A 22,643-nucleotide genomic window follows, 5' to 3' on the forward strand; every position below is an offset into this window, starting at 1 on the left:
ATAGGCCGGGCGGGGTGCGGCGCCGGGGTCAGGTGGCGCGGAGCGTCCACGTCGGGCGGTGTATCCACTCCGCGCGAGTCACCTCCGCCACGCCCGGGGCCGGCTCCACCGGCGTGTACACCTTCGCCCCGGCGGCCGCCGGCAGCACCTTCAGCAGGACGGGTTCGCCCGGCGGCACCAGCTCCGCGGCCAGCTCCCAGGGGCGCCCGGAGAAGAACTGGTCCGCCACGAGGTGCCCGGCCCGCGTGTACGCGCGTGCCGTGTCCCCCGTCCAGTGCAGTCGCAGCAGGGTGCCCTCGGGGACCTGCGCGGGGACGTCCACCCGGTACACGGCCGCCACGGTGTCGTAGTGCTCGTCGGCCGGGGCGCTCGCGCGGTTCAGGACACCGGTGACGGGGGTGGGCGCCGGGCCCGGCGGGCGCAGGAGCCTGACCGAGGGGTCCGGCAGGAGGGTGGCCACCGGCTCCCGGTGCGGGTACGGGTCGGGGGCAGGGTCAGAGTCAGGGTCCGGGTCGAGGCTGAGGCCGAGGTCGAGGTCCGGGTCGAGGCCGAGGTCCGGGTCGAGGCGGTCGAGGCCGGGGCCGGGGTCGGGGCCGGGGTCCGGGTCGAGGCCGAGGTCGAGGCCGGGGCCGGGGCCGGGGTCGACGCCGGGGTCCGGGTCGAGGCCGAGGTCGAGGCCGAGGTCGAGGCCGAGGTCGAGGCCGAGGTCGAGGCCGGGGCCGGGGTCGGGGCCGAGGTCGAGGCCGGGGTCGAGGCCGGGGCCGGGGTCGACGCCGGGGCCGGGGTCGACGCCGGGGCCGAGGTCGACGCCGGGGCCGAGGTCGACGCCGGGGCCGAGGTCGGGGAAGAGGGTGTAGCGGGTCAGGGCGCCGTCCCGGGTCTCTTCCAGGGTGGCGCCCGCGGCCGTCGGGGGGTGGGCCGGGGCGGGGAGGACCGCCAGGGTGGGCCGCCGGCCGGATCGCGGGTCCGTGCGGGCGTGCAGGCGTACCTCGTCCCGGACCTCGTCGAAGACGACCCCCTCCGGGGAGAGGATGAGCCGTGGGGCTCCCCAGGCCCGGCCCTTGTAGGCCGTACGGGCCGTCGTCGCGTCCAGGACCAGCAGGGCCACCGGGGTGCCGTCGGCGGTCTCCGTCTCCACGAGGGCGTCGGTACCGGGGCGCAGGCCGGTGATCAGGACCCGCCCGTCCTCGCGGCGTACGGTCCCCGTGCCCGCCGTGACGACCCTCCCCACCGTCCGTGCGTCCAGGGCCAGTTCGGGAGCGATGCCGTCCGTCGCGGCGAGCACCAGCACCGTACGGCCGTCCTCGTCGGCGACCGTGCAGACCGGCTGGGCCGTGGCCCAGTCGAGGCGCAGGCCCGCCACGTCCAGGCGCAGGGGCCAGCAGAAGTAGGCGCCGGAGGGGACGGTGACGGGGGTGGTGGGGAGGGTGAGGGGTGCGGCGTCCGGGAACGCGACCGTGAAGGTGGTCCGCTCGTGGTCGGGCAGCGGCTCGTGCGGCTGGTGGTTGGTGACGAAGAGGAAGCCGCGGGCGCGGCCGTCGGTGCGGACCGCCCAGCGCAGGGTGGTGCTGTCGTGCCGGCCGGCCGGGCCGTCGGCGGGCAGGGCCGACTCCATGGGGGCGATCCGCTCGCCGAACTCCGCGAGCAGCAGGTGCTGGAGGCGGAGTTCGTCGTACGCCGGGCGGTACTGGCCGTACTCGCCCAGCGGGGCCTGGAAGTCGTACGTCAGGACGGGCAGGTCGTTGGGGTAGCCGGTGGCGTGGGACTCCTGGAGGGTGGTGCGGTCGCCGGGCGGGTTGGTGCCGCCGTGGACCATGTAGTAGCCCTGCCAGACGGAGCCGCAGCCGATCTTGGTGAGCGCGAGGGCGCCGATGTCGGCGGCGTCGACGCGCGGGCGGCGGTGGTAGGCGACCGCCATGCCGCCGCCCAGCTCGCAGGTGACCCAGGGGAAACGGTCGGCCTGGGCCGCCGGGTCGGTGCCGCGGACGGTCGTGGGGTGCAGGTCGGCGCGCAGGTCGGCGCCGATGCCCTCGTCGTCGCGCTGGTGGGTGAAGAAGAAGTGCGTGCGGCAGGTGTCGGGCCAGCCGCCGTCGTGCTCGGTCCAGAAGGCCTCCGGGTAGCCGCCGTAGAGCGGGAGCAGTTCGTCGCCGGGGAGCCGCACGCCGCCCCAGGCGGTGGAGGTCCACAGGGGTGCGTCGAGGCCGGCTTCCCGAGCCATGCGTTTGAGGGTCAGCAGGTGGCCGGGCTGGTCGTACAGCTCGTTCTCGATCTGCACGGCGACGATCGGCCCGCCGGACGCGCGGTCCAGTCCGGCGAGCCGGGCGCCGATCGCCGCGAACCAGGGGCGTACGGCGGCGAGGTACGCCGGGTCGTCCGTGCGGGGTCCGGTGGTGCGGGCCAGGACCCAGTCGGGGAGACCGCCGTTGCGCACCTCGGCATGGGACCAGGGGCCGATGCGGGGAATGAAGTCGAGGCCGTGGCGGGCGCAGAGGCGGGCGAACCGGCGCACGTCGCGGTCGCCGTCGAAGCGGAGGTCGCCCTCGGTCTCCTCGTGGTGGATCCAGATGAGGTAGGAGGTGACCGCGGTCACGCCGCCCGCCTTCATCTTCAGGAGCTCCTCCTCCCAGCGGGCCGCGGGATGGCGGGAGTAATGGAACTCACCGGAGACGGGGAACCACGGGCGCCCGGCGCGGGTCAGCCAGCGGCTGGTCACCTCGATGGGATCGGGAACCCCCGGAGCGTCGAAGAAGGGAAGATGCCCCCGCAGGGGCGGTGCGGAGGCTCCGGGAACCTGAAGGTGGTGACACGGCATCGGGTGAACTCCGGGGTGGGGCGGGCGGCTTGACGCGGGCGGGGGTGGCTGTGGGCGGGGGACAGCCGGACCCGAGCCGGGAGCCGAGCCCGAGCCCGAGCCGGATCCAGGCGCGAGGCCGGCCTGGTTCACGGCCGAGCCGGGACCCGGGCCGAGCCGGGTCCACGTCGGGAACGGGGTGGGCCTGGGCCTGGGCCGCGGCGGGCCGGGCCGGGCCGCAGGCAAGGCGAGGTCGGGGGCGGTGTCAGGGGGTCGTAGGGCCCAGGTCCGGGGTGTTCACGAGGTGGGCCCTGGGGGTCGTCGTGCCGTGGAGTTCGAGGAGGACCAGGGCGTTGGTGCCGGGGCGCAGGACGGGGGCCGGGACGTAGAGGGTGCGCTGGGGGCCCCGGTTCCAGTAGCGGCCCAGGTGGAAGCCGTTGACCCAGGCCTGGCCCTTGGTCCACCCGGGGAGGGAGAGGAAGGTGTCGGCGGGTTCGTCGACCTCGAACGTGCCCCGGTGGAAGGCCGGTTCGGCCGAGGTGGGGGTGGTCGCCGGGGCGAAGGCGGCGGTGGGCGGCGCCTCGTCCGCGGGCAGCGGGTGGCAGTCCCAGCCCTGGAGGGCCTCGCCGTCGAGGGTGACCGGGCCCAGCAGGCCCTTGGGGACGCCGATGCGGGGGCCGTAGTTGACCCGGCCCATGTTCTCCACCAGGACGTCGAGTCGCGCGCCGGCGCGGGGGGCGTGGATCGGGAGGGTCTCGTCGTAGCGCTCGCGTTCGAGGACGCCGGCGGGGGCGCCGTCGACGAAGACCTGGGCGCGGTCGCCGACTCCGCCCTCGAAGTGGAGCAGGCCGGGCCCCGCGGCGGGGACGGTGGTCCGGTAGAGGACGTAACCGGCGCGCCGGCCCAGCGCGTCGGCGGTGACGGGGTCGGCGGAGTGCACCCCGTCGTGGCCGAGCTGCTGGAGGAGAGCGAGCCGATGGGTCAACTCGACCTCGGTGACGGGCAGTTTGCGGGCCGGGGACGGCACCGGCTCGTCCGGGAGCCCGGCATGACGGGCGATCACCTCACGGAACGCGTGGTACTTGGGGCCGGGGTCGCCGCTCTCGGTGAGCGGGGCGTCGTAGTCGTACGAGGTGATGGTGGGCGCGTAGGCGTGGTGGTGGTTGGCGCCGTTGGTGTAACCGAAGTTGGTGCCGCCGTGGAACATGTAGATGTTGACGGAGGCGCCCGCGGCGAGGAGGCGGTCCAGGTCGGCGGCGGCGTCCGCGGCGTCCCGGCCGTGGTGCGGGCCGCCCCAGTGGTCGAACCAGCCGATCCAGAACTCCGAGCACATCAGCGGGCCTTCGGGCTGGTGCTCGCGCAGCCGGGCGAGGGAGGTGTCGACGCGGCTGCCGAAGGTGCCGGTCGCGAGGACACCGGGGAGGGTGCCCCGGGTGAGGTGGTCGCCGTCGGTCTGGTCGCAGGTGAAGAGGAGTTCCTCGACGCCGCGGGAGCGGAGGCTGCTTTCCACGTGCTTGAGATAGGCGGTGTCGTCTCCGTACGCGCCGTACTCGTTCTCCATCTGGACGGCGATGACCGGTCCGCCGGACGCGGCCATGTACGGCAGGAGGGCGGGCAGGAGCAGGTCGAGGTAGCGGTCGAAGGCGTCGGTGAAGCGGGGGTCGCTGGTGCGCAGGCGGATGTCGGGGTCCGAGGTCAGCCAGTAGGGGAGGCCGCCGCCGTCCCACTCGGCGCAGATGAAGGGGCCGGGGCGCAGGAGCACGTGGAGGCCCTCCTGCTGGGCGAGGCGCAGGAAGCGGGGGAGGTCGAGGAGGCCGTCGAGGTCGAGGGTGCCGGGGGTGGGCTCGTGGAGGTTCCAGGGGAGGTACGTCTCCACGGTGTTCAGGCCCATGAGGCGGGCTTTGCGCAGGCGGTCGGGCCATTGGTCCGGGTGGACGCGGAAGTAGTGGAGCGCTCCGGAGAGGATACGGAAGGGGGTGCCGTGCAGGAGGAAGCCGTCGGTGGTCGTGGTCAGGGCGGGCATGGGGTTCCCCTTCGGTGCGGTTCGGTACGGAGTGACGTGCTGCGGGCGGGGTGCGGGCCGGGGGTGACGGTCAGGCCGAGGTGCGCGTCGCCCGGGTCGGCCGGAGGGTCGCGGCGAGAGACACAGCTCCGACGGCGGGACACAGCGCCGACACCGCGGCGAGCAGCAGGGGTAGGGCGCGGACGCCCGACCACCCGAACCTTGCCGGGTGCAGGGCCCGCCGCGACCCCGCCCGCCGGGGAGGCCGGCCCGCCGAGGCCGCGGATGTCGTGCTCTCCGCCGAAGTTCGATGTTACCGGTAACATCCACCCCGTCAAGAGTGCCGGAGCCGGGGTGAGCGGGTGAGCGGGTGAGCGGGTGAGCGGGTGAGCGGGTGAGCATCGAGGACGCCGGCTCCCCGAGGAGCCGGCGGAACGCCGCCCGCTCAGGCCGTACGCTTGCGGGCCGCCGTCTTCTTCGCCGGGGTCTTCTTGGCCGTCGCCGTCTTCTTCGCGGCGGTCTTCTTGGCCGTGCTCTTCGTCGCCGACGTGGCCTTCTTGGCGCTCTGGGCCGACTTGGCGGTCTTGGCGGTCCGGGCCGTCGACTTGCGGGCGGCGGGCTCCGCCCGCTTCGTGGCCGAGGTGGACTTCTTCCCGGCCGGCTCCTTGGGGCGCGAGAGGGATCTGACCCCGGCCTCCGCCGGGGGCGCCTCGCCCCGCGACTCCTTGGCGGCGCGCACGCTGTTCTCCAGGGCCGCCATCAGGTCCAGGACCTTGCCGCCGGAGGGTGCGGAGGGCGTCTCGGGCGGTGCCTCGCCGGCCGCCTTCGCCGCGATGACCTCCTCGACGGCCTCCCGGTACTCGTCGTGCAGGTCGTCGAGGTCGACCTCGCCGAGGGTGTCCATCAGGGCGTCCGCGAGGTCGAGTTCCTTGTCGCGGACGGTGACGTCGGTGTCGGGGGCGAGGCCCTCGGGGGCGCGGACCTCGTCCGGCCAGAGCAGGCCGTGCATGGCGATCGCGTCGCCGACCACCCGGAGCATGCCGAGGCGCTCACGGCCTCGTAGCGCGTACTTGGCGATGGCGACCTTGCGGCTGCGCTTGAGGGCTTCCCGCAGGAGGGTGTACGGCTTCGCGGCGGGCGCGCCGCCGGCCTGGAGGTAGTAGGCGGCGTCCATCTGGAGGGGATCGATCCGGTCGGCCGGGACGAAGGCCACGATCTCGATCGTCTTCGCGGTCGGCAGGGGGAGGTGGGACAGGTCCTCGTCGGTGATCGGGATGATCGTGCCGTCCGCGTCCTCGTAGCCCTTGCCGATCTCCGCGGTGCTCACCTCGCGGTCCTCCAGCTCGCAGACCTTGCGGTAGCGGATGCGGCCGCCGTCCTCGGTGTGGATCTGGCGGAAGGAGATCGAGTGGCTCTCGGTGGCGTTCACCAGCTTGATCGGGATGCTGACGAGACCGAAGGAGATGGCGCCGTTCCAGATGGATCGCACGGGCAGCGGCCTCCTGAGCACGGGAAATTACGGCAAATTGAATGATTCGCACTCTTTGCGTGATTTGTGCGATTCATGTGATTCTCATCGTATGACGCCGATCGCGGAGGTGGAGGGGCGGAGGCTCGCCCTCAGCAATCTGGAGAAGGTGCTGTATCCGGCGACCGGCTTCACCAAGGGCGAGGTGCTCCACTACTACGCCACGGTCGCCGACGTCCTGCTCCCCCATCTGCGGGACCGGCCGCTGTCCTTCCTGCGCTATCCGGACGGCCCGGGCGGCCAGGTGTTCTTCGCCAAGAACGTGCCGCCGGGGACGCCCGAGTGGGTGACCACGGCGGAGGTGCCGCGCTCGGAGGGGCCGGCGCGGATGGTGGTCGTACAGGATCTGGCGAGCCTGATGTGGGCGGCGAACCTGGTGACCGAGTTCCATACGTCCCAGTGGGTGTTCCAGGACCCCGGGCACGCCGACCGGCTGGTCTTCGACCTCGACCCGGGGGCGCCGGCGGGCGTGGCGGAGTGCTGCGGGGTCGCGCTGTGGCTGCGCGAGCGGCTGGCGGAGGACGGGATCGAGGCGTACGCGAAGACGTCCGGGTCGAAGGGGCTGCACCTGGTGGCGGCGGTGCGGGGGGCTTCGTCGCAGCGGGTGACGGAGTATGCGAAGAGGCTGGCGGTGGAGGCGGAGCGGGCGATGCCCTCGCTGGTGCTGCACCGGATGACACGGAGTCTGCGGCCGGGGAAGGTGTTCGTGGACTGGAGCCAGAACGCGGCCCGCAAGACGACGGCCACGGCCTACACCCTGCGGGCCCGGGAGACTCCGCTGGTGTCGGCGCCGGTGCGCTGGGAGGAGGTGGACGACGTCGCGGGGTCGGGGGAGGCCGGCCGGATGACGCTGGGGGCGGGCGAGGTGATGGAACGGGTGCGGGAGTGGGGCGACCTCCTGGCGCCGGTGCTGGACCCGGACCGCGCGGGCGGGGTGCCGGGGTGAGGGGGCGCGTCCGACCCGGTTTCACGGGGGCCGTCCGGCGACGGGCGGCGGATCTGCGCCCCGGGGCCCGTCGGGAATAGCCTGGAGTGAAGCGGCGCCGGGGCGGAGCGGATCCTCCCGATGCGTCCCCTTGCCCCGGGGGCCGCACGACAGGGAGGAAGTGTCATGCCCTGGAAACTGAGCGGCACGTACCTGGAGACCTGCAACTGCGACGTGGTGTGCCCCTGCACCACGTCGGGCCTGACCGCGCCGGCCGACCACGAGCGCTGCCAGGTGACCTTCGCGTTCCACGTGGACAGCGGGACCGTGGACGACGTCGACGTCTCCGACCGCAGCGTGGCCGTCTTCGTCGACGGGCCGCGGGTGATGGCCGAGGGCGGCTGGCAGGTGGCGTTGTACGTCGACGCGGCAGCCGACGACGGCCAGGCGGAGGCGCTGGGCAAGGTCTTCTCGGGCCAGGCGGGCGGGCCGATGGCGGGGCTCACCCCGCTCATCGGCGAGGTCCTCGGCGTGCAGCGCGTCCCCATCGACTACCGCGACGACGGTCGCCACCACTCCGCGCGGGTGGGCGAGACCATCGACGTCGAGATCGAGGACCAGGTCGCCCCTCAGCACGGCGAGGACGGCCCGGTGATGAAGCTGACGGGCTTGTTCCACCCCGTGAACAGCACACTGACGGTCGCCCGGTCCACCCGGGCGACGGGCACCGGTGTGTACGGCCGGACCTGGGACTTCACGGGCGGCAACGGACACTCGGCCCCGTTCACGTGGTCCGGATGACCGCGGGGCCGGCCACCGGCCGCGTGCGGGTGGCCCCCGTCGGGCTGCTGCTGGTCGTGGCGGCCGCCGCCTGGGTCTGGACGGTGACGCGCTGGGGCGGCATGTCGGCGATGCCCGGCACCATGGGCCTGGGGCCGGCCGCGTTCCTGGGCGTGTGGACGCTGATGATGACGGCGATGATGCTGCCCGCCACGGCACCGGTCGCCGCCTTGTACGCGCGCACCATCACCGTGCACCGGGCCGCGCGCATGGTCGTTTTCACGGCCGCCTACCTGCTCGTCTGGGCCGCGGCCGGGCTGCCTGCGTACGCGCTGGCCGTCGGCCTCGGCCGGGCGGCGCGGCTGCCCTCCGCGGCGGGCACGGCGGTGGCCGCGGCCGTGTTCGCGGTCAGCGGCGTCTACCAGCTCACGCCCCTCAAGGACCGTTGCCTGGCGAGGTGCCGCTCGCCCCTGGGCCTGATGCTGCGCTACGCCGCGTACCCGGGACGCTCGCGCGATCTGCGTGCCGGAGCCCACCACGGGGCCTACTGCCTGGGCTGCTGCTGGTCGCTGATGGTGCTGCTGGCGGCGTTCGGCGTGATGAACGTGTGGGCCATGGTGGCCCTGGCCGCCGTGATCACCGCCGAGAAACTCGCTCCGGCCGGCCGCCTGGTGGCCCGCGCGGTGGGGATCGCCTCGATCGCCCTGGCCGTGGCCGTCTTCTGGTTCCCGTCACTGGCTCCGGGCCTCACCGGCGGCGGCGGTATGACCGGCATGTGAGGACGGGCGCGCCCGGTGGCTGGTGTGCTGGTGTGCGGTGAGCGACCGACACCGCCCGACGGGGCCGGCACATACCCGCCTGGGGTATCATCCCGGCCATCGCACGCTCCGGGCCTCCCCGGCGGTGGCGGGGGCGGGCGGCCCGACGTGTGAGGTGGGGGCGCGCGCCCGGTGGCGGGCGAGCGGCGGGACAGCCGACCGGGGCCCGCACGGCCGGGACAGCCGACCGGCGCCGCGCATACCCTCCCCGGGGTATCGTCCCTGCCGTCGCCGACTCCGGAACCCCCACACCGGCCCAGGCCTCACCGGCGGTAGCGAGGGCGGCCGGCATGCGAGGTTTGGGGCGCGCCCGCCGCCCGCACGGCCGGGGCAGTCGACCAAGGCCCGCACGGTCGCGGCAGCCGACCGGGATCCGCACGACCGGGGCAGTCGACCGGGACCCGCACGGCCGGGACAGCAGGCCGAGGCCCGAGGTATCTCTTTCCCGCGGAAGAGCGAGCGCTCCCGGCCGCCGGGGTGGTCAGAGGTGGGTCCAGGTGTTGCGGTCGCGGGCCATCGCGTGCAGCGCCTCGACGTCGGCCGGCTTCAGGACTCCGCCGAGGCGGGTGAAGTTCTCGATCTCGGGGGCCGTGAGGACGCGGACCTCGCGGGGGGCCGTGGTGAAGGTGACCTCCGTGGGGGCGACCAGCGCCAGGACGGAGCGGACCTCGGCGGTGAGGGCGTGGGAGGCGCGGGCGGCGTCGGCGCGCAGGCGGCGCAGCAGGGGGGCGGGGTCGCGCCGGCCCAGGGTGACGTGCGGGTCGGCGACGCGGACGCGGGCCTTACGGGCGTAGAGGGAGTGGATGGTGAACAGGCCGCCCGGGCCGATCGTCAGGTGGTGGAGGCGGTCGCCGCCGGGGAGCGGGATCGAGTGCAGGGTGTGCCAGCCGGCCCCGTCCAGCCGGTCCAGGGCCTCGCCGACCGTCTGCTCGGCGGTCAGGGCGTGCCGGCGCGGGTCGGGCCGCAGCCGATGGGCAGGGGCCGGGTCGCGGTCCAGGGAGACCAGGAGGGCCTCGCCGGGACGGTTGGGGGCGAGGTCGTCGTCCGGGTGGAGGGCGAGGCGGGCCAGTTCGGCGGGGGTGGGCACCGGGGGCGGGCCGACGGTGACCGAGCCGGTCAGGAAGGGGCCGAGCGCCTCCAGGACCTCCTCGCGTCGGTCGTCGGCGAGCAGATTGACCCGGGCCGCCTCACGGTCGTACCAGGCGATGTTCCTGCCGTCGGTGAGACAGACGTAGAGCCGCTCCCGGCCATGCCGCCAGGTCGGTACGACGCGCAGTCCGGTCATGCGTCATCACCCCATGACCATGGGAACAGGCGGGGTGCTGCGAGGGCAAGAAGGCGGTTACCTTGGGGAGGAGTTGGGCAGGTCATAGGGCTCGGGCCCTGTGTCATGTCCCCGACCTGGGGCAGAACACGGGCCCTCAGGGAGCGCGCGTGGGGAGGCGCCGTTGCGGACCCGCAGGAAGCAACCCGAGGTACCGGCTCCGGACCGTCCGTGGGACGAGATCGTGCCGGGGCTGTGGATGGGCTGCCACGAGTACCGGGGGCCCTCCGGGCAGCCGGCCCTCGCCGTGGTGCGGGACGAGTTCGATCTCGTCCAGACGCTGACCCGGGCCCGCTCGGGCCACGGTCCGGACCCGGGGGTGGTGCACCATGTGTGGCCGATCCCGGACGGGCCGCTGGACGGCACCCAGCTCGCGGGCGTGATCCGGCTGGCCCAGGCCGCCGGCGAGGCCCTGGAACAGGGGCGCAGGGTCCTGGTGCGGTGCTACAGCGGATACAACCGGTCGGGGCTGGTCGTCGCCCACACGCTGGTGAGGCGGGGCCACCCGGCCGACGAGGCGATCCGGCTGATACGGTCGCGGCGCTCTCCCTGGGCCCTGCACAACGAGTTGTTCGTGGAGTACCTGCGGGCCGGACTGCCGACGGCCAGGCTGCTGGAGGAGCTGGCCGAGTGACCGTGCACAATCGTTTCCTCTCCATCCTCCGTCGCATCCACAGTCGCATCCTCCGCGCCGCCCTCCGATCCACTCTCCGATCCACTCTCCGCTCCGCCCTCCGGCCCTCGTACCACCCGGCACTACCCGGTACGCAAAAAGGACTTCCCTACGAATAAGGTGTACGGGGCCGCGCATCGCCATGCACCTCAGGAGTCCCGTGCCGCTCAGCCTCCCCCCTCGCCCGGCCCGCATCGCCCGCGCCGTCGCCACAGCCGCCCTGCTGGCCACGGCGGCGGCGGCCTGCGGTGACGCGGGCGGGCTCCAGGGCGCCGGACCGACCGCGACCGCGATCAGCCCCGACCGGCTCTGGCCGAACCTGACCCCCGCCTCCAGCCCCGCCTTCGCGATCGGCGAGGTGGAGACCGAGGTGGTGAAGGGCGTCACCGTCCCCGGCGGGGACATCCACAAGGTGGACCCGGTCGCCGTCGTCCGCGCGGAGATCGCCGCACATCCCGGCGACTACGGCCCGGGGGCGTACCAGCAGACCGCCCGGCGGATGAGCGACTGCGGGAAGAGCGGCACGGCCGGGCGGGCGTGCCCGGTCCTCCAGGCGTACTACCGCGATCTGACCGGCGACGGGCGCGACGACATGACGCTCGGCTTCCGGCAGCTGCCCGGCAAGCTCACCGCCGTCCGGGTGTACACCGTCCGCGGCCGGCGGCTCGTCCAGGTCATGGCCTACGAGGACGCGGTCAGCGGCGTAGAACTGGCCGGCCGCGCCCTGATCATCCGGGCCCCCTCGGAGGTCGCCGGCTACGAGTACCGGTTGCAGTGGACCTGGGACCCGCAGCAGCGCGCCATGCTGCTCACCCACGACGAGATGCTGCGCATCGGAACACCCGGGAGACGCCTCTCGCCGCGCCCTTCCGCGTCCGCCTCCCCCGGCACCTCCCCCGCCGCCCCGGCGAGCGGCCGATGAGGCTCGCGCTCCCCCGGTGGGCCGGCACGCTCGCCCTGAAGACCGCCGTGTTCATCACGGTGATGTGCTGTGCGCTCGCCGCCCTGCTCGGGGTCCTCGTGCACGTGTCGGTGACCAACCAGACCGTCGGCCAGGCCCGCGACCTCGCGCTGTCCCGGCTGACGGACGCGACGAAGGCGTTCGAGGCCGGGGACAGCCTCGGCGGGGGCGCGGGCGTCGACCCGCCGGGGCTGCCCGCCCCGCTGCGGTCCCTGGCGCTGGCCGGGGAGCGCGGCACGATGGTCGCCGACACCGCCGGGCGCCCCACGATGTGGGCGGCCGGTCCGGCCGACGGGGGACGGGCCCTCGCCGTCCGCGTCGACTACACGCAGAGCGCCCGCACCATCGAGGCGCTCGACTCCGCGATCCTGTGGTCCGCGGGGCTGGCCATCGGCGCCACGCTCCTCGTGGGCGCGTTCGCGGTGACCCGGGTGACCCGCCGGCTGCACACGACCGCGCGGGTGGCCCGGCGGATCAGCGCCGGCGATCTGGACGCGCGGGTGGACGACCCCCGGGCCAGGCAGCCGGGCCGGCCGCAGGACGAGGTCGGGGCGGTCGCCGCCGCGCTCGACACCATGGCGGCCACGCTCCAGGGCAAACTGCTGAGCGAGCAGCGCTTCACCGCGGACGTGGCCCATGAGCTGCGCACCCCGCTGACCGGACTGCACGCCGCGGCCGAGCTGCTGCCGCCGGGCCGGCCGACGGAGCTGGTGCGCGACCGGGTCGCCGCGCTGCGCACCCTCACCGAGGACCTGCTGGAGATCTCCCGGCTCGAGACCGGGCGGGAGCGGCTGGAGCTGGACACCGAGGAGCTGGGCGCGCTGGCCCGGCGGGTCGTACGGGCGTCCGGAGCCGACACGGAGATCAGGGTCGTACGGGACGTACGGGTCGAGACCGACCGGCGGCGCCTCGAACGGGTGCTGGGCAATCTGGTGGCCAACGCGCACCGGCACGGGCGGGGCCCGGTGGTCCTCACGGTGGACGGGCCGGTGGTCGCCGTTCGGGATCACGGGGACGGCTATCCGGAGTACCTCCTCGCGCACGGGCCGCAGCGGTTCCGCACGGAGGGCGGGGCGAGGGGACACGGGCTCGGGCTGACCATCGCGGTCGGCCAGGCGGAGGTGCTGGGGGCCGTGCTGGCCTTCGCCAACGCGCCCGAGGGCGGGGCGGTGGCCACGCTGACACTGCCTCAGGCCGCGCAGCTCCCCGATGGCGCAGCGTGACGGGCGACACGCGCGAGCTGCTCCTAATCTGGCGTCAAGTCAGCTTCTGAGCCGGTTTCACCCTCTTCATGGAGGTATCGCCATGTCCCTGGCCCGCTCCGCCCTCACCCGCCTCGCCCTGGCGACCGCCGTCGGCGCACTGGTCACCGCGACCGTCGCCACCCCCGCCACCGCCGACGACGACTGGAACGGCGACGGCGGCGACCCCGGCACCAGCTCCTGGGACGAGGGGGGCCAGGGTGACGAGGGTGGCGGCGGTGGCGGTGGCGGCGGCTGGAACCAGGGCGGAAACGGGAACACCAACGGCAACACCAACACCAACAACGGCAACGGCAACGGCAACTGGAACGGCACTGGCACCGGCACCGGCACCGGCACCGGCAGCTGGAACGGCAGCTGGAACGGCAGCTGGAACGGCAGCGGCAACACCAACAGCAACTCCAACAGCAACAGCAACAGCAACAGCTGGCAGAACCAGGGCACCAGCCAAGGCGGCAACGGCGGCCAGTGGAACCAGAACGGTGGCGGCAACGGCGGCCAGTGGAACCAGGGCACCGGCCAAGGCGGCAACGGCGGCGGCTGGAACCAGGGCGCCGGCCAGGGCGGTGACGACCAGTGGAGCCAGGGCGGCCACCAGGACACCCAGCGCCTCTTCCGCGGCCGCGTCACCGCGAGCACCCTGCTGTTGCGCAGCAAGCCCACCCGGGCCGGCGACGTGATCCGGTCCGTCCACCGCGGCGAGATCGTGTCGATCTTCTGCAAGACGCCCGGCGAGACCGTCGACGGCAACCCCCTCTGGTACCTCCTCACCGACGGCACCTGGGCCTGGGGCTCGGCCCGCTACATCGAGAACATCGGCGAGGCGCCGCGCTGGTGCTGACACACCCTCACTCCCAGGACTCACACAGCGCATCATTTGGGTAGGTTCCGGACATGACGAGTGCCGGAACCGGAACCGGAGCCACGACCGCGTTCGCCGCGGCCGGCGCACCCTCCCCCGCCGTACGCCTCCCCCGGCGCCGCGGCATCGAGCTCGCCCTCATCGTCGTGGCCGTCCTGCTGTCCGTGTACGGCTACTGCGCGGTCGGCTTCGCCCGGCACGGCTCCGTCCCGCCCGGGGCCGCGGGCTACGGCGCCGGGCTCGGCGTGCTGGCGCTGGTCGCCCATCTCGCCGTACGGCTGCGCGCCCCGTACGCCGACCCCCTCCCGCTCCCGATCGGGGTGCTGCTCAACGGCATCGGGCTCGTGCTGATCTACCGGCTGGACCTGGAGACACCGGGCGACCGGGCGGCGCCGACCCAGCTGGTGTGGTCCACCCTCGGCATCACCCTGTTCATCCTGGTCGTGGCGGCGCTGCGGGACCACCGGGTGCTCCAGCGCTACGCCTACGTCAGCGTGGTCGCCGCGCTCGCCCTGCTCACCCTGCCGATCCTCTTCCCGGCCGTGAACGGCGCCCGGATCTGGGTCCGGGTCGCCGGGTTCTCCATCCAGCCGGGCGAGTTCGCCAAGGTACTGCTCGCGGTGTTCTTCGCCGCGTACCTGGCGGCGAACCGCACGGCACTGGCGTACGCGGGCCGCACGATCTGGTTCGTGCAGCTGCCGACCGGCCGGGTGCTCGGTCCGATCGTGGCGATCTGGCTGCTGAGCGTCGGGGTGCTGGTCCTGGAGCGGGACCTGGGCACCTCGCTGCTCTTCTTCGCGCTCTTCGTGGTCATGCTGTACGTCGCCACCGGCCGCACCGGCTGGATCGCGGTCGGTCTGCTGCTCGCCTCGCTCGGCGCGGTCGCGGTCGGCCGCCTCGAACCGCACGTGCACGGCAGGATCGAGGACTGGCTGCACCCGTTCGCGTCGATCGACGCGGGCCTGGGGCCCAACCAGCTCGCGCAGTCCCTGTTCGCCTTCGCGGCGGGCGGGGTGCTCGGCACCGGGCTGGGGCTCGGCCACTCCGTCCTCATCGGGTTCGCCACGAAGTCGGACTTCATCCTGGCCACGGCAGGCGAGGAACTGGGCCTCGCCGGTCTGTCGGCGCTCTTCCTGCTCTACGCGCTGCTGGTGGAGCGCGGCTACCGGGCCGGCCTCGCCCTGCGCGACCCGTTCGGCCGGCTCCTCGCCGTCGGGCTCGCCTCGATCGTGGCGCTCCAGGTGTTCGTCATCGCGGGCGGGGTGACCGGTCTGATCCCGCTGACCGGCATGGCCATGCCCTTCCTGGCCCAGGGTGGCTCGTCGGTCGTCACCAACTGGGCGATCGTGGCGCTGCTGATCCGGGTGAGCGACTCGGCACGACGGCAGTACGACGGCAGCACCGCCCCCTGACCAGAGAGGTACCGCCCGTGACCCGGCACATCCGGCACGCCGCCGTGTTCTGCGCCCTGCTCCTGCTGGCGCTGCTGGTCAACGCCCTGCGCGTGCAGGTCGTCCGGTCCGCCGCCTACGACGGCAACCCGGCCAACCGGCGCGAGTCCATCGCCCGGTACGGCCAGCCGCGCGGCGACATCCTGGTCGGCGGCGCGCCGGTCACCGGCTCCCGGGACACGGGGGAGCAGCTGCGCTACGAACGGACGTACACCGACGGGCCGTTGTACGCGCCGGTGACCGGCTTCGCCTCGCAGGAGTACGGGACGACGTTCCTGGAGCACGCCGAGGACGATCTCCTCTCCGGTCTGGACCCGATGCTCTCGCCCTTCCCGCTGTGGAACGACGTGACGCGCGGCCGTCCGCCCGGCGGAACGGTCGTCACCACCCTCGACCGGCGCGCCCAGCGGGCGGCCTTCGCGGCGCTGGACGGGCGCAAGGGCGCGGTCGCGGCGGTGGAACCGGCGACCGGCCGGGTGCTGGCGCTGGTGTCCAGTCCGTCGTACGACCCCGCGCTGCTGTCCGGGAACGACCCGGGCGCCGAGGCGGCCTGGGAGCGGCTGAACGGCGATCCCGACCGGCCGATGCTGAACCGGGCGGTGCGGCAGACGTATCCGCCGGGGTCCACCTTCAAGGTGGTGACCGCGGCGGCGGCGCTGGACGCGGGCGTGGTGACGGATCTGGACGCGCCGACCGACTCGCCCGTGCCGTACCGGCTGCCGGGGACGACGACCCGGCTGACGAACTCGGGCGACGGCTGTGCGGACGCCCCGGTGCGGGAGGCCTTCGAGTGGTCGTGCAACACCGTGTTCGCGAAGCTCGGTGTGCGGGTCGGGCTGGCCCGGATGTCGCGCACGGCGCAGGCGTTCGGCTTCAACGACCCGGACGTGCGCATCCCCTTCCCGGTGGCCACCAGCACCTTCGACACCTCGCTGGACCAGGCGCAGCTCGCGCTGTCGTCGATCGGGCAGTACAACACCCGGGCCACCCCGCTCCAGATGGCGACGGTGGCGGCGGCGGTGGCCAACGGGGGTCAGGTGCGTGAGCCGTACCTGGTGGAGCGCACCACGCGGCGGGGCGGGGCCACGGTGGGGACGGCCGGTTCCCGGTCGGCGCGGCAGGCGATGTTCCCGTCGACCGCCGTACGGCTGCGGGAGCTGATGGAGGACGTGGTGCGCGAGGGCACGGGGACGAGGGCGGCGATCCCCGGTGCCCGGGTCGGCGCCAAGACCGGCACCGCGCAGCACGGCATCGGCAACGCCGGGACGCCGTACGCCTGGTGCGTCTCGTGGGCGCAGGGGCGGCGGGACGTCGAGCCGAGTGTGGCGGTGGCGGTGGTGGTGGAGGACGGCTCGGCCGACCGCGGGGAGATCACCGGGGGCGGGATGGCGGCGCCGATCGCGCGGGCGGTGATGGCGTCGGTGCTCGCTCCGTGAGACGGGGGCTTTCCGGGGGCGACAGGTCCGTCCTACGGTTCGCGCATGACTGACGCCACCAGGACCAGGACCACGGAACCCGCCGCCTTCGAACTCGCCCAGGTCAATATCGCCCGTCTCAGGTTTCCTCTGGACTCACCGGAGTTGAAGGACTTCGTCGACGCGCTCGACCCGGTCAACGCGGACGCGGACGCCGCGGACGGGTTCGTCTGGCGGCTCCAGTCGCAGGAGGGCGACGCGACCGGCATCGAGGTCTTCGGCGACGCCTGGCTGATCGTGAACATGTCGGTGTGGCGGAACACGGACGCGCTGACGGCGTACATGTACCAGGGACGGCACCGGGAGATGCTCGCGCGGCGGCGGGAGTGGTTCGAACGGGTGCGGGAGGCGATGGTGACCCTGTGGTGGGTGCCGGCGGGCCACCGGCCCACCGTCGAGGAGGCGGAGGCCCGGCTGCTGCACCTGCGGACGCACGGCCCGACGCCGTACGCCTTCACCCTGCGCACGTCGTTCCCGCCCGAGGGCGCCCGGCCGGAGAGCTTCGAGGTGCCCGAGGGGCTCGGCTGCTCGGCCTAGCCAGGGGGTGTCTCGTCCGGGCAGGCGGGTGACGCGTCAGCACGTCGGTCGTGGAGGCCGCCGGCGAGGAGCCTGCGCGCAGGGGGATTGACGTGCTTGCTGACAAGCAGTCTCATAAGAGCCATGACGACCCTCACGGACGACGGGGCGCCGGCCGCGCTGCGTGACGCGCTCGGCCTGCTCAAGGACCGCGAACAGGTGGCCGAGCGGCTCCTCGCCTCCTCCGCCAAGCACTCCTTCGACCCCGACCGGGAGCTGGACTGGGACGCGCCCTTCGAGGAGGGCAAGTGGTTCTGGCCGCCGGAGCTGGTGTCGCTCTACGACACCCCGCTGTGGAAGCGGATGGGTGAGGAGCAACGGATCCTGCTGTCGCAGCACGAGTCGGCGGCGCTGGCCTCGCTGGGGATCTGGCTCGAGCTCATCCTGATGCAGCTGCTCGTCCGGCACATCTACGACAAGGCGGCGACGAGCGCGCACGTGCGGTACGCGCTCACCGAGATCGAGGACGAGTGCCGGCACTCGAAGATGTTCGCCCGGCTGATCGCCCGGGGCGGCACCCCCGGGTACCCGGTCAGCCGGGTCCACCAGAACATGGGCCGCCTGTTCAAGACCGTCTCCACCACCCCCGGCTCCTTCACCGCGACCCTCCTCGGCGAGGAACTCCTCGACTGGATGCAGCGCCTGACCTTCCCGGACGAGCGCATCCAGCCCCTGATCCGGGGCATCACCCGCATCCATGTGACGGAGGAGGCCCGGCACGTCCGGTACGCCCGCGAGGAACTCCGCCGCCAGATGGTGACCGCCCCCCGGTGGTCCCAGGAGTTCACCCGGGTGACGTCGGGCGAGTTCGCCCGCGTCTTCTCGGTCGCCTTCGTCAACCCGGACGTCTACACGAACGTCGGGCTGGACCAGCGCGAGGCGATGGCCCAGGTGAAGGCGAGCGCCCACCGCCGCGAGGTCATGCAGACGGGCTCGAAACGCCTGATGGACTTCCTGGACGACATCGGGGTCCTGCGCGGCGTGGGCCGCCGCCTGTGGAGGTCGTCGGGCCTGCTGGCTTAGAGCCGCCCGGTCCAGGGGGCACGGGGCCGGGCAAGAACTACGCTGCACACATGACCCCCGCCGCCCCCGCCTACCGCCGCCTCAGCGTCGAGGAGCGGCGCAGCCAGCTCCTCGACGCCGCGCTCACCCTCTTCGCCCACCGGCTCCCCGAGGACGTCTCGCTGGACGACGTGGCGGAGGCCGCCGGGGTGTCCAGACCGCTGGTCTACCGCTACTTCCCGGGCGGGAAGCAGCAGCTCTACGAGGCCGCGCTGCGCTCCGCCGCCGAGGAGCTCCGGCACTGCTTCGACGAGCCCCGCAGCGGCCCCCTCCTCCCCCGCCTCGCCCGCGCCCTGGACCGCTACCTCGGCTTCGTCGGCCGCCACGACGCCGGCTTCAGCGCCCTGCTCCAGGGCGGCAGCGTGGTGGAGACCTCCCGTACGACGGCCATCGTGGACGGTGTACGACGGTCCGCTGCCGAGCACATCTACCGCCACCTCGGGGTCACCGATCCGGGCCTCCCGCTGCGGATGACCGTGCGGATGTGGATCACCGCGGTCGAGGCGGCCTCGCTGATCTGGCTGGACGAGGGCAAGGAGCCGCCCGCCGAGGAGCTGCGGGACTGGCTGATGGAGCAGTTCGCGGCGGCGCTCACGGTGACCGCGGCCCGTGATCCGCAGACCGCCGGGCTGGTCCGGGCCGCGCTGAGCGACGCCGACTGACCGACACTGGTGCGGTGAAGAGCGAAGACACCCCCTTCGAGGGCGGCCCGATGGACGGCCGGGTGCTGCCGGTCCTGGTGGGCATGACCGGGCACCCGCCGAAGACGTACCGCATCCCGGTCCCCGACGCGGCGGGCGGACCGCCGACGGTCCTGGTGTACCGGCGGGTGCCGCGCGGGCACAGCAAGCGGCTGGGGCTCCAGCAGGGGTGGAAGTACGAGTACGCCGCCGAGGGCGACACGGGGTCCGGCCGCCTGAGGTGGCCGTGGTCGAAGCCGGAACCCACCACGCCCGGGGAGCGCCGGGACGACACCGAAGGGTGATGTGACTGGGCCGAACCGAGCAGCCGGGCGCGCACTTTCTTCCTACATGTCCCATTATCACCCTGCGGGTCGAGGGGCCACCCGGGTCGCCTCCCCGCAGTGGAGGTGATGGCGTGTCAGGAAGGCTGTTGCGTCTGGCCTGTGCGGTCTCCACGGCGGCGCTCGCAGCGCAGGCCGTCTGGGCGGGCGGTGCCGCCCTGGCCGTACCAGGACCGCAGCCCCCGGCCCCGGCCCCGAGTCCGACCCCGGCCGCGACCCCGCCCGGCGGCCGCACGGTGGCCGAGCTGCTGACGGAACTTCAGCGCCTGTACCGGGAGGCCGAGAAGGCGACCGAGGCCTACAACGCCACCAAGGAGGCCCTCAAGCAGCGTCAGTCCGAGACCGACCGACTGGACGCCGATCTGGCCGCGGCCCGGCTGACCCTGCACGAGAGCCGGGGCGCGGCCGGGCGACTGGCCCGCCAGCAGTACCAGAACAGCCTCGACGTCTCCCCGTACGTACGCCTGCTGCTGGCCCGCGACCCCCAGCAGGCCCTCGACCAGGGGCATGTCATCGGCCGGCTGGCGCGGGAGCGGGCCGAGACGGTGGACCGGCTGGAGGGCAGCGAGCGCCGGGCGGACGGGCTGGCCCGCGCGGCACGCACGGCCCTGGACCGCCAGCTCACGCTCACCGAGCGGAGCCGGAAGGAGCGCGACGACGTCCGCCGCCGCCTCGACGACGTCGAGAGACTCCTCGCCTCCCTCACCGCGGCGCAGCTCGCGGCGATCGCCGAACTGGAGCAGGACGGGGTGGCGCAGGCCCAGCGGAAGCTGATCGCGTCCGGCGCGCTCAAGGACGACCACAAGGCCTCACGCGAGGGCGAGGAGGCGCTGCGCTACGCCGTCCGTCAGATCGGCAAGCCGTACGAGTGGGGTGCGGAGGGCCCGAAGACGTACGACTGCTCGGGCCTGACCTCCCAGGCCTGGCACCAGGCCGGCACCCCGATCCCCCGCACCAGCCAGGAACAGTGGGCGAAGCTCCCGCGCATCCCTCTCACGGACCTGCGCCCCGGGGACCTGGTCCTCTACTTCCCCGAGGCCACCCATGTGGCGATCTACATGGGCGACGGCATGGTGATCCAGGCTCCCCGGACAGGCGAGAAGGTCAAGATCTCCCCCATCGCGTCGAACCCGATCCTGGGAGCGGTACGCCCGGACTCCCCGCCCGAAGAGGCCCGGGACTGTGGCCCCTGCGAGTCCGCCGCGCGGGCGCGAGCGACCCCGGACCGCCCGCGTCCGCCCACGGACCTCTAGCACCCCGTGACCTCGGCCGGACACGCGGCCGCCTCCTCGGGCCGCAACTCGCACACAGCCGCCGCCACCTGGGCAGACGCCTGACATCAACGACGCCGGACAGGGGCGTACGCCAGTGACTCTGTCCGGCCGTCGCACCAGCCGCCGGTGCAATTCCCCAGGCATCCGCCTGTCTCCGGTCGGCGGGCGGAGCGCCGCAGCCCGGAAGCCTCAACCGGATAGTCCATCCGCATGTGTGCTACCGTCCGGGACTAAGTGGATGATCTATCCGATTGGCTGCCCGGGGTGGAGGAGCACATGAAGAAGACAGCAGTGGTCACGGCCGGAACAGGGGGCATCGGCCTGGAGACGGCGCTGGGGCTGGCCGTCGCCGGGTTCGCGGTCACGGTGATCGGGCGCGACGCCGAACGGGGAGCCGAGGCCGTCGAGCGGATCAACGCGACGGGCCCGGTGCACCCGGCCCGCTTCCTGGCCGCGGACCTCGCCTCGCTCGACCAGGTGCGTGCGCTCGCCCGCAGGATCGCGGCCGACCACGCCGCCTCGGGTGATCCGCTGACGGTGCTGGTCAACAACGTGGGGGCGATGTTCGCCGAGCGCCAGACCCGGGGCGGTGTCGAGGCGTCGTTCGTCGTCAACCACCTCTCGCCCTACCTGCTGACCGAACTGCTGCTGCCCACACTCACGGCCGGCGCCCCGAGCAGGATCGTGAACGTGACGTCGGGCGCGATCACCCTGGCCAAGCGAGTGTTCGACGCCATCGAGCCGCCGGGCGGCTACTACGGCTTCCACTGGTACGGCCGCGCCAAGCTCGCCAACCTCGCCTACACCTTGGACCTGGCGGCCCGGCTGGACGGCACGGGCGTCTCGGTCTTCGCCGCCGATCCCGGAGGGGCCGCGACCGACATGACCAACGGCACCATGACCGACCCGAAGATCGTCTCACCCGCCCTGCGGCTGCTGTGGCCCCTGGTGCGCCGCACGTTCGAACGCTCGACCTCGGGTCCGGCATCCGTGGCAGCCAGGCCCTCCATCACGGCCGCCACCGACGACACGCTGACGGGCCGAACCGGCATCGTCATCGGCGCCCAGGCACAGCCAGTCGCCCCGCACCGCGCGGCAGCCGACCCCCGCGTCGCCGAATCCGTACGCCGACTCAGCGAACGGCACGCACCGCTCGCCCTCAGCTGAGCGTCGTACGCACGGCGGGGCGGCCACCAGGCCGGCGACAGAACTATCCGGATGAAACATCCGATTAGCATGGCCCCATGACGACGCCTCTACGCAAGGACGCGGCCCGCAACTGGCAGCGGATCGTCTCCGTCGCCCGCGACCTGGTCGACGAGGGCACACCACTGCAACTCAACGACGTCGCCCGCCGGGCAGGACTCGGGGTCGGCACCGTCTACCGGCACTTCGCCACGCCCGAGGCGCTGCTGGAGACCGTCGCCGCCCCGTGCCTGGAGGCCCTGGCCGCCCACGGCCGGCAGGCGCTGACCGATGCCGACCCCTGGCGCAGCCTGACGGGCTTCCTCTTCCAGACCGTCGAGGCGCAGGTCACCGACGCCGCCCTGCCCCCCGTCGCCGCCGCGGCCACGAACGCCGTGCCGCGCACCACGGAACTCAAGAAGTCACTCGCGTCGACCGGCGCCACCCTCCTCGCCCGGGCCCGCGATGCCGGAGTGGTCCGCCCCGACCTCGCCGCCGCCGACCTCGTCCCGCTCATGTGCGGCATCGCCCACGCCGTGAGCGTCCGCGGCGGCACCCCCGCCGACCGGGCCGAGGCCGCCCACCGCTACCTCGCCGCCCTCCTCGAAGGCGTGCGCACGACACCACCGAGCGCGTAGGCGACCCGCCCCACGGTGTACCGGCGGCCTCC

20 protein-coding genes are annotated in these 22,643 nt (G+C 73.6%); 16 read left to right on the plus strand and 4 right to left on the minus strand.

What is annotated here, in order from left to right:
• Positions 1-28 precede the first annotated feature (28 nt).
• The 3 genes from AQJ58_RS10445 to AQJ58_RS10455 all read right to left on the minus strand — a co-directional run bounded on the left by AQJ58_RS10445 (position 29) and on the right by AQJ58_RS10455 (position 6,282).
• Positions 29-2,812 carry a beta-galactosidase gene (locus tag AQJ58_RS10445; protein ID WP_234360018.1) on the minus strand — a complete coding sequence of 928 codons (2,784 nt, stop codon included), beginning with the start codon at positions 2,810-2,812 and terminating at the stop codon, positions 29-31.
• A 244-nt stretch (positions 2,813-3,056) separates the two neighbouring features.
• Positions 3,057-4,814: a glycoside hydrolase family 35 protein gene (locus tag AQJ58_RS10450; protein WP_067247903.1), complete on the minus strand. Its 1,758-nt coding sequence runs from the start codon at positions 4,812-4,814 to the stop codon at positions 3,057-3,059.
• A gap of 424 nt (positions 4,815-5,238) precedes the next feature.
• Positions 5,239-6,282: a non-homologous end joining protein Ku gene (locus AQJ58_RS10455; RefSeq protein ID WP_067247906.1), complete on the minus strand. Its 1,044-nt coding sequence runs from the start codon at positions 6,280-6,282 to the stop codon at positions 5,239-5,241.
• A 91-nt stretch (positions 6,283-6,373) separates the two neighbouring features.
• Between AQJ58_RS10455 and ligD the strand changes: the two genes are divergently transcribed.
• The 3 genes from ligD to AQJ58_RS10470 all read left to right on the plus strand — a co-directional run bounded on the left by ligD (position 6,374) and on the right by AQJ58_RS10470 (position 8,805).
• A complete protein-coding gene (gene ligD / locus AQJ58_RS10460) occupies positions 6,374-7,267 on the plus strand; it encodes a non-homologous end-joining DNA ligase (protein ID WP_067247908.1) in 894 nt (297 codons plus the stop codon).
• 165 nt (positions 7,268-7,432) lie between these two features.
• Entirely contained in the window at positions 7,433-8,047 is a 615-nt protein-coding gene (locus AQJ58_RS10465; protein ID WP_067247911.1) for a DUF1326 domain-containing protein, read from the plus strand.
• The gene (locus AQJ58_RS10470; protein ID WP_067249610.1) at positions 8,044-8,805 is read left to right on the plus strand and encodes a DUF2182 domain-containing protein; all 762 of its coding nucleotides are present in this window, start codon (positions 8,044-8,046) and stop codon (positions 8,803-8,805) included. Before AQJ58_RS10465 ends, AQJ58_RS10470 begins: the two co-directional genes overlap by 4 nt.
• 520 nt (positions 8,806-9,325) lie before the next feature.
• Here AQJ58_RS10470 and AQJ58_RS10475 read toward each other — a convergent pair.
• The gene (locus tag AQJ58_RS10475; RefSeq protein ID WP_067247914.1) at positions 9,326-10,129 is read right to left on the minus strand and encodes a hypothetical protein; all 804 of its coding nucleotides are present in this window, start codon (positions 10,127-10,129) and stop codon (positions 9,326-9,328) included.
• Between the two features lie 163 nt (positions 10,130-10,292).
• Between AQJ58_RS10475 and AQJ58_RS10480 the strand changes: the two genes are divergently transcribed.
• The 13 genes from AQJ58_RS10480 to AQJ58_RS10540 all read left to right on the plus strand — a co-directional run bounded on the left by AQJ58_RS10480 (position 10,293) and on the right by AQJ58_RS10540 (position 22,611).
• A complete protein-coding gene (locus AQJ58_RS10480; RefSeq protein WP_067247915.1) occupies positions 10,293-10,802 on the plus strand; it encodes a protein-tyrosine phosphatase family protein in 510 nt (169 codons plus the stop codon).
• A gap of 181 nt (positions 10,803-10,983) precedes the next feature.
• Complete coding sequence (locus tag AQJ58_RS10485) at positions 10,984-11,763, plus strand: hypothetical protein (RefSeq protein WP_067247918.1); 780 nt, start codon at positions 10,984-10,986, stop codon at positions 11,761-11,763.
• The gene (locus AQJ58_RS10490; protein WP_067247921.1) at positions 11,760-13,025 is read left to right on the plus strand and encodes an ATP-binding protein; all 1,266 of its coding nucleotides are present in this window, start codon (positions 11,760-11,762) and stop codon (positions 13,023-13,025) included. The genes AQJ58_RS10485 and AQJ58_RS10490 overlap by 4 nt, the downstream gene beginning before the upstream one ends.
• An 82-nt stretch (positions 13,026-13,107) precedes the next feature.
• The gene (locus AQJ58_RS45630) at positions 13,108-13,905 is read left to right on the plus strand and encodes an SH3 domain-containing protein (RefSeq protein WP_107122015.1); all 798 of its coding nucleotides are present in this window, start codon (positions 13,108-13,110) and stop codon (positions 13,903-13,905) included.
• A 53-nt stretch (positions 13,906-13,958) separates the two neighbouring features.
• A complete protein-coding gene (locus tag AQJ58_RS10500; protein WP_067247924.1) occupies positions 13,959-15,338 on the plus strand; it encodes an FtsW/RodA/SpoVE family cell cycle protein in 1,380 nt (459 codons plus the stop codon).
• 17 nt (positions 15,339-15,355) lie between these two features.
• Positions 15,356-16,813: a penicillin-binding transpeptidase domain-containing protein gene (locus AQJ58_RS10505; RefSeq protein WP_067247927.1), complete on the plus strand. Its 1,458-nt coding sequence runs from the start codon at positions 15,356-15,358 to the stop codon at positions 16,811-16,813.
• 45 nt (positions 16,814-16,858) lie between these two features.
• The gene (locus AQJ58_RS10510) at positions 16,859-17,389 is read left to right on the plus strand and encodes a DUF3291 domain-containing protein (RefSeq protein WP_067247929.1); all 531 of its coding nucleotides are present in this window, start codon (positions 16,859-16,861) and stop codon (positions 17,387-17,389) included.
• A gap of 123 nt (positions 17,390-17,512) precedes the next feature.
• Entirely contained in the window at positions 17,513-18,451 is a 939-nt protein-coding gene (locus AQJ58_RS10515; RefSeq protein ID WP_067247932.1) for an AurF N-oxygenase family protein, read from the plus strand.
• Positions 18,452-18,501: 50 nt separating this feature from the next.
• Entirely contained in the window at positions 18,502-19,152 is a 651-nt protein-coding gene (locus AQJ58_RS10520; RefSeq protein WP_067247935.1) for a TetR/AcrR family transcriptional regulator, read from the plus strand.
• Positions 19,153-19,166: 14 nt separating this feature from the next.
• Complete coding sequence (locus AQJ58_RS10525) at positions 19,167-19,475, plus strand: hypothetical protein (RefSeq protein WP_067247938.1); 309 nt, start codon at positions 19,167-19,169, stop codon at positions 19,473-19,475.
• A 113-nt stretch (positions 19,476-19,588) separates the two neighbouring features.
• Complete coding sequence (locus tag AQJ58_RS10530; RefSeq protein WP_067247940.1) at positions 19,589-20,767, plus strand: C40 family peptidase; 1,179 nt, start codon at positions 19,589-19,591, stop codon at positions 20,765-20,767.
• 297 nt (positions 20,768-21,064) lie between these two features.
• Entirely contained in the window at positions 21,065-21,955 is an 891-nt protein-coding gene (locus AQJ58_RS10535) for an SDR family NAD(P)-dependent oxidoreductase (RefSeq protein ID WP_067247943.1), read from the plus strand.
• Between the two features lie 77 nt (positions 21,956-22,032).
• Positions 22,033-22,611 carry a TetR/AcrR family transcriptional regulator gene (locus AQJ58_RS10540; RefSeq protein ID WP_067247945.1) on the plus strand — a complete coding sequence of 193 codons (579 nt, stop codon included), beginning with the start codon at positions 22,033-22,035 and terminating at the stop codon, positions 22,609-22,611.
• Positions 22,612-22,643: the final 32 nt, after the last annotated feature.

It is taken from the genome of Streptomyces sp. DSM 15324 (genome assembly GCF_001514285.1).
Taxonomy (GTDB): domain Bacteria; phylum Actinomycetota; class Actinomycetes; order Streptomycetales; family Streptomycetaceae; genus Streptomyces.

Excerpts from the sequence above, each read along its gene's own strand:
- AQJ58_RS10445 (WP_234360018.1), bottom strand. The coding sequence starts at position 2,812 with ATGCCGTGTCACCACCTTCAGGTTCCCGGAGCCTCCGCACCGCCCCTG.
- AQJ58_RS10450 (WP_067247903.1), bottom strand. The coding sequence starts at position 4,814 with ATGCCCGCCCTGACCACGACCACCGACGGCTTCCTCCTGCACGGCACC.
- ligD (WP_067247908.1), top strand. The coding sequence starts at position 6,374 with ATGACGCCGATCGCGGAGGTGGAGGGGCGGAGGCTCGCCCTCAGCAAT.
- AQJ58_RS10465 (WP_067247911.1), top strand. The coding sequence starts at position 7,433 with ATGCCCTGGAAACTGAGCGGCACGTACCTGGAGACCTGCAACTGCGAC.
- AQJ58_RS10470 (WP_067249610.1), top strand. The coding sequence starts at position 8,044 with ATGACCGCGGGGCCGGCCACCGGCCGCGTGCGGGTGGCCCCCGTCGGG.
- AQJ58_RS10475 (WP_067247914.1), bottom strand. The coding sequence starts at position 10,129 with ATGACCGGACTGCGCGTCGTACCGACCTGGCGGCATGGCCGGGAGCGG.
- AQJ58_RS10485 (WP_067247918.1), top strand. The coding sequence starts at position 10,984 with ATGCACCTCAGGAGTCCCGTGCCGCTCAGCCTCCCCCCTCGCCCGGCC.
- AQJ58_RS10490 (WP_067247921.1), top strand. The coding sequence starts at position 11,760 with ATGAGGCTCGCGCTCCCCCGGTGGGCCGGCACGCTCGCCCTGAAGACC.
- AQJ58_RS45630 (WP_107122015.1), top strand. The coding sequence starts at position 13,108 with ATGTCCCTGGCCCGCTCCGCCCTCACCCGCCTCGCCCTGGCGACCGCC.
- AQJ58_RS10500 (WP_067247924.1), top strand. The coding sequence starts at position 13,959 with ATGACGAGTGCCGGAACCGGAACCGGAGCCACGACCGCGTTCGCCGCG.
- AQJ58_RS10510 (WP_067247929.1), top strand. The coding sequence starts at position 16,859 with ATGACTGACGCCACCAGGACCAGGACCACGGAACCCGCCGCCTTCGAA.
- AQJ58_RS10515 (WP_067247932.1), top strand. The coding sequence starts at position 17,513 with ATGACGACCCTCACGGACGACGGGGCGCCGGCCGCGCTGCGTGACGCG.
- AQJ58_RS10520 (WP_067247935.1), top strand. The coding sequence starts at position 18,502 with ATGACCCCCGCCGCCCCCGCCTACCGCCGCCTCAGCGTCGAGGAGCGG.
- AQJ58_RS10535 (WP_067247943.1), top strand. The coding sequence starts at position 21,065 with ATGAAGAAGACAGCAGTGGTCACGGCCGGAACAGGGGGCATCGGCCTG.
- AQJ58_RS10540 (WP_067247945.1), top strand. The coding sequence starts at position 22,033 with ATGACGACGCCTCTACGCAAGGACGCGGCCCGCAACTGGCAGCGGATC.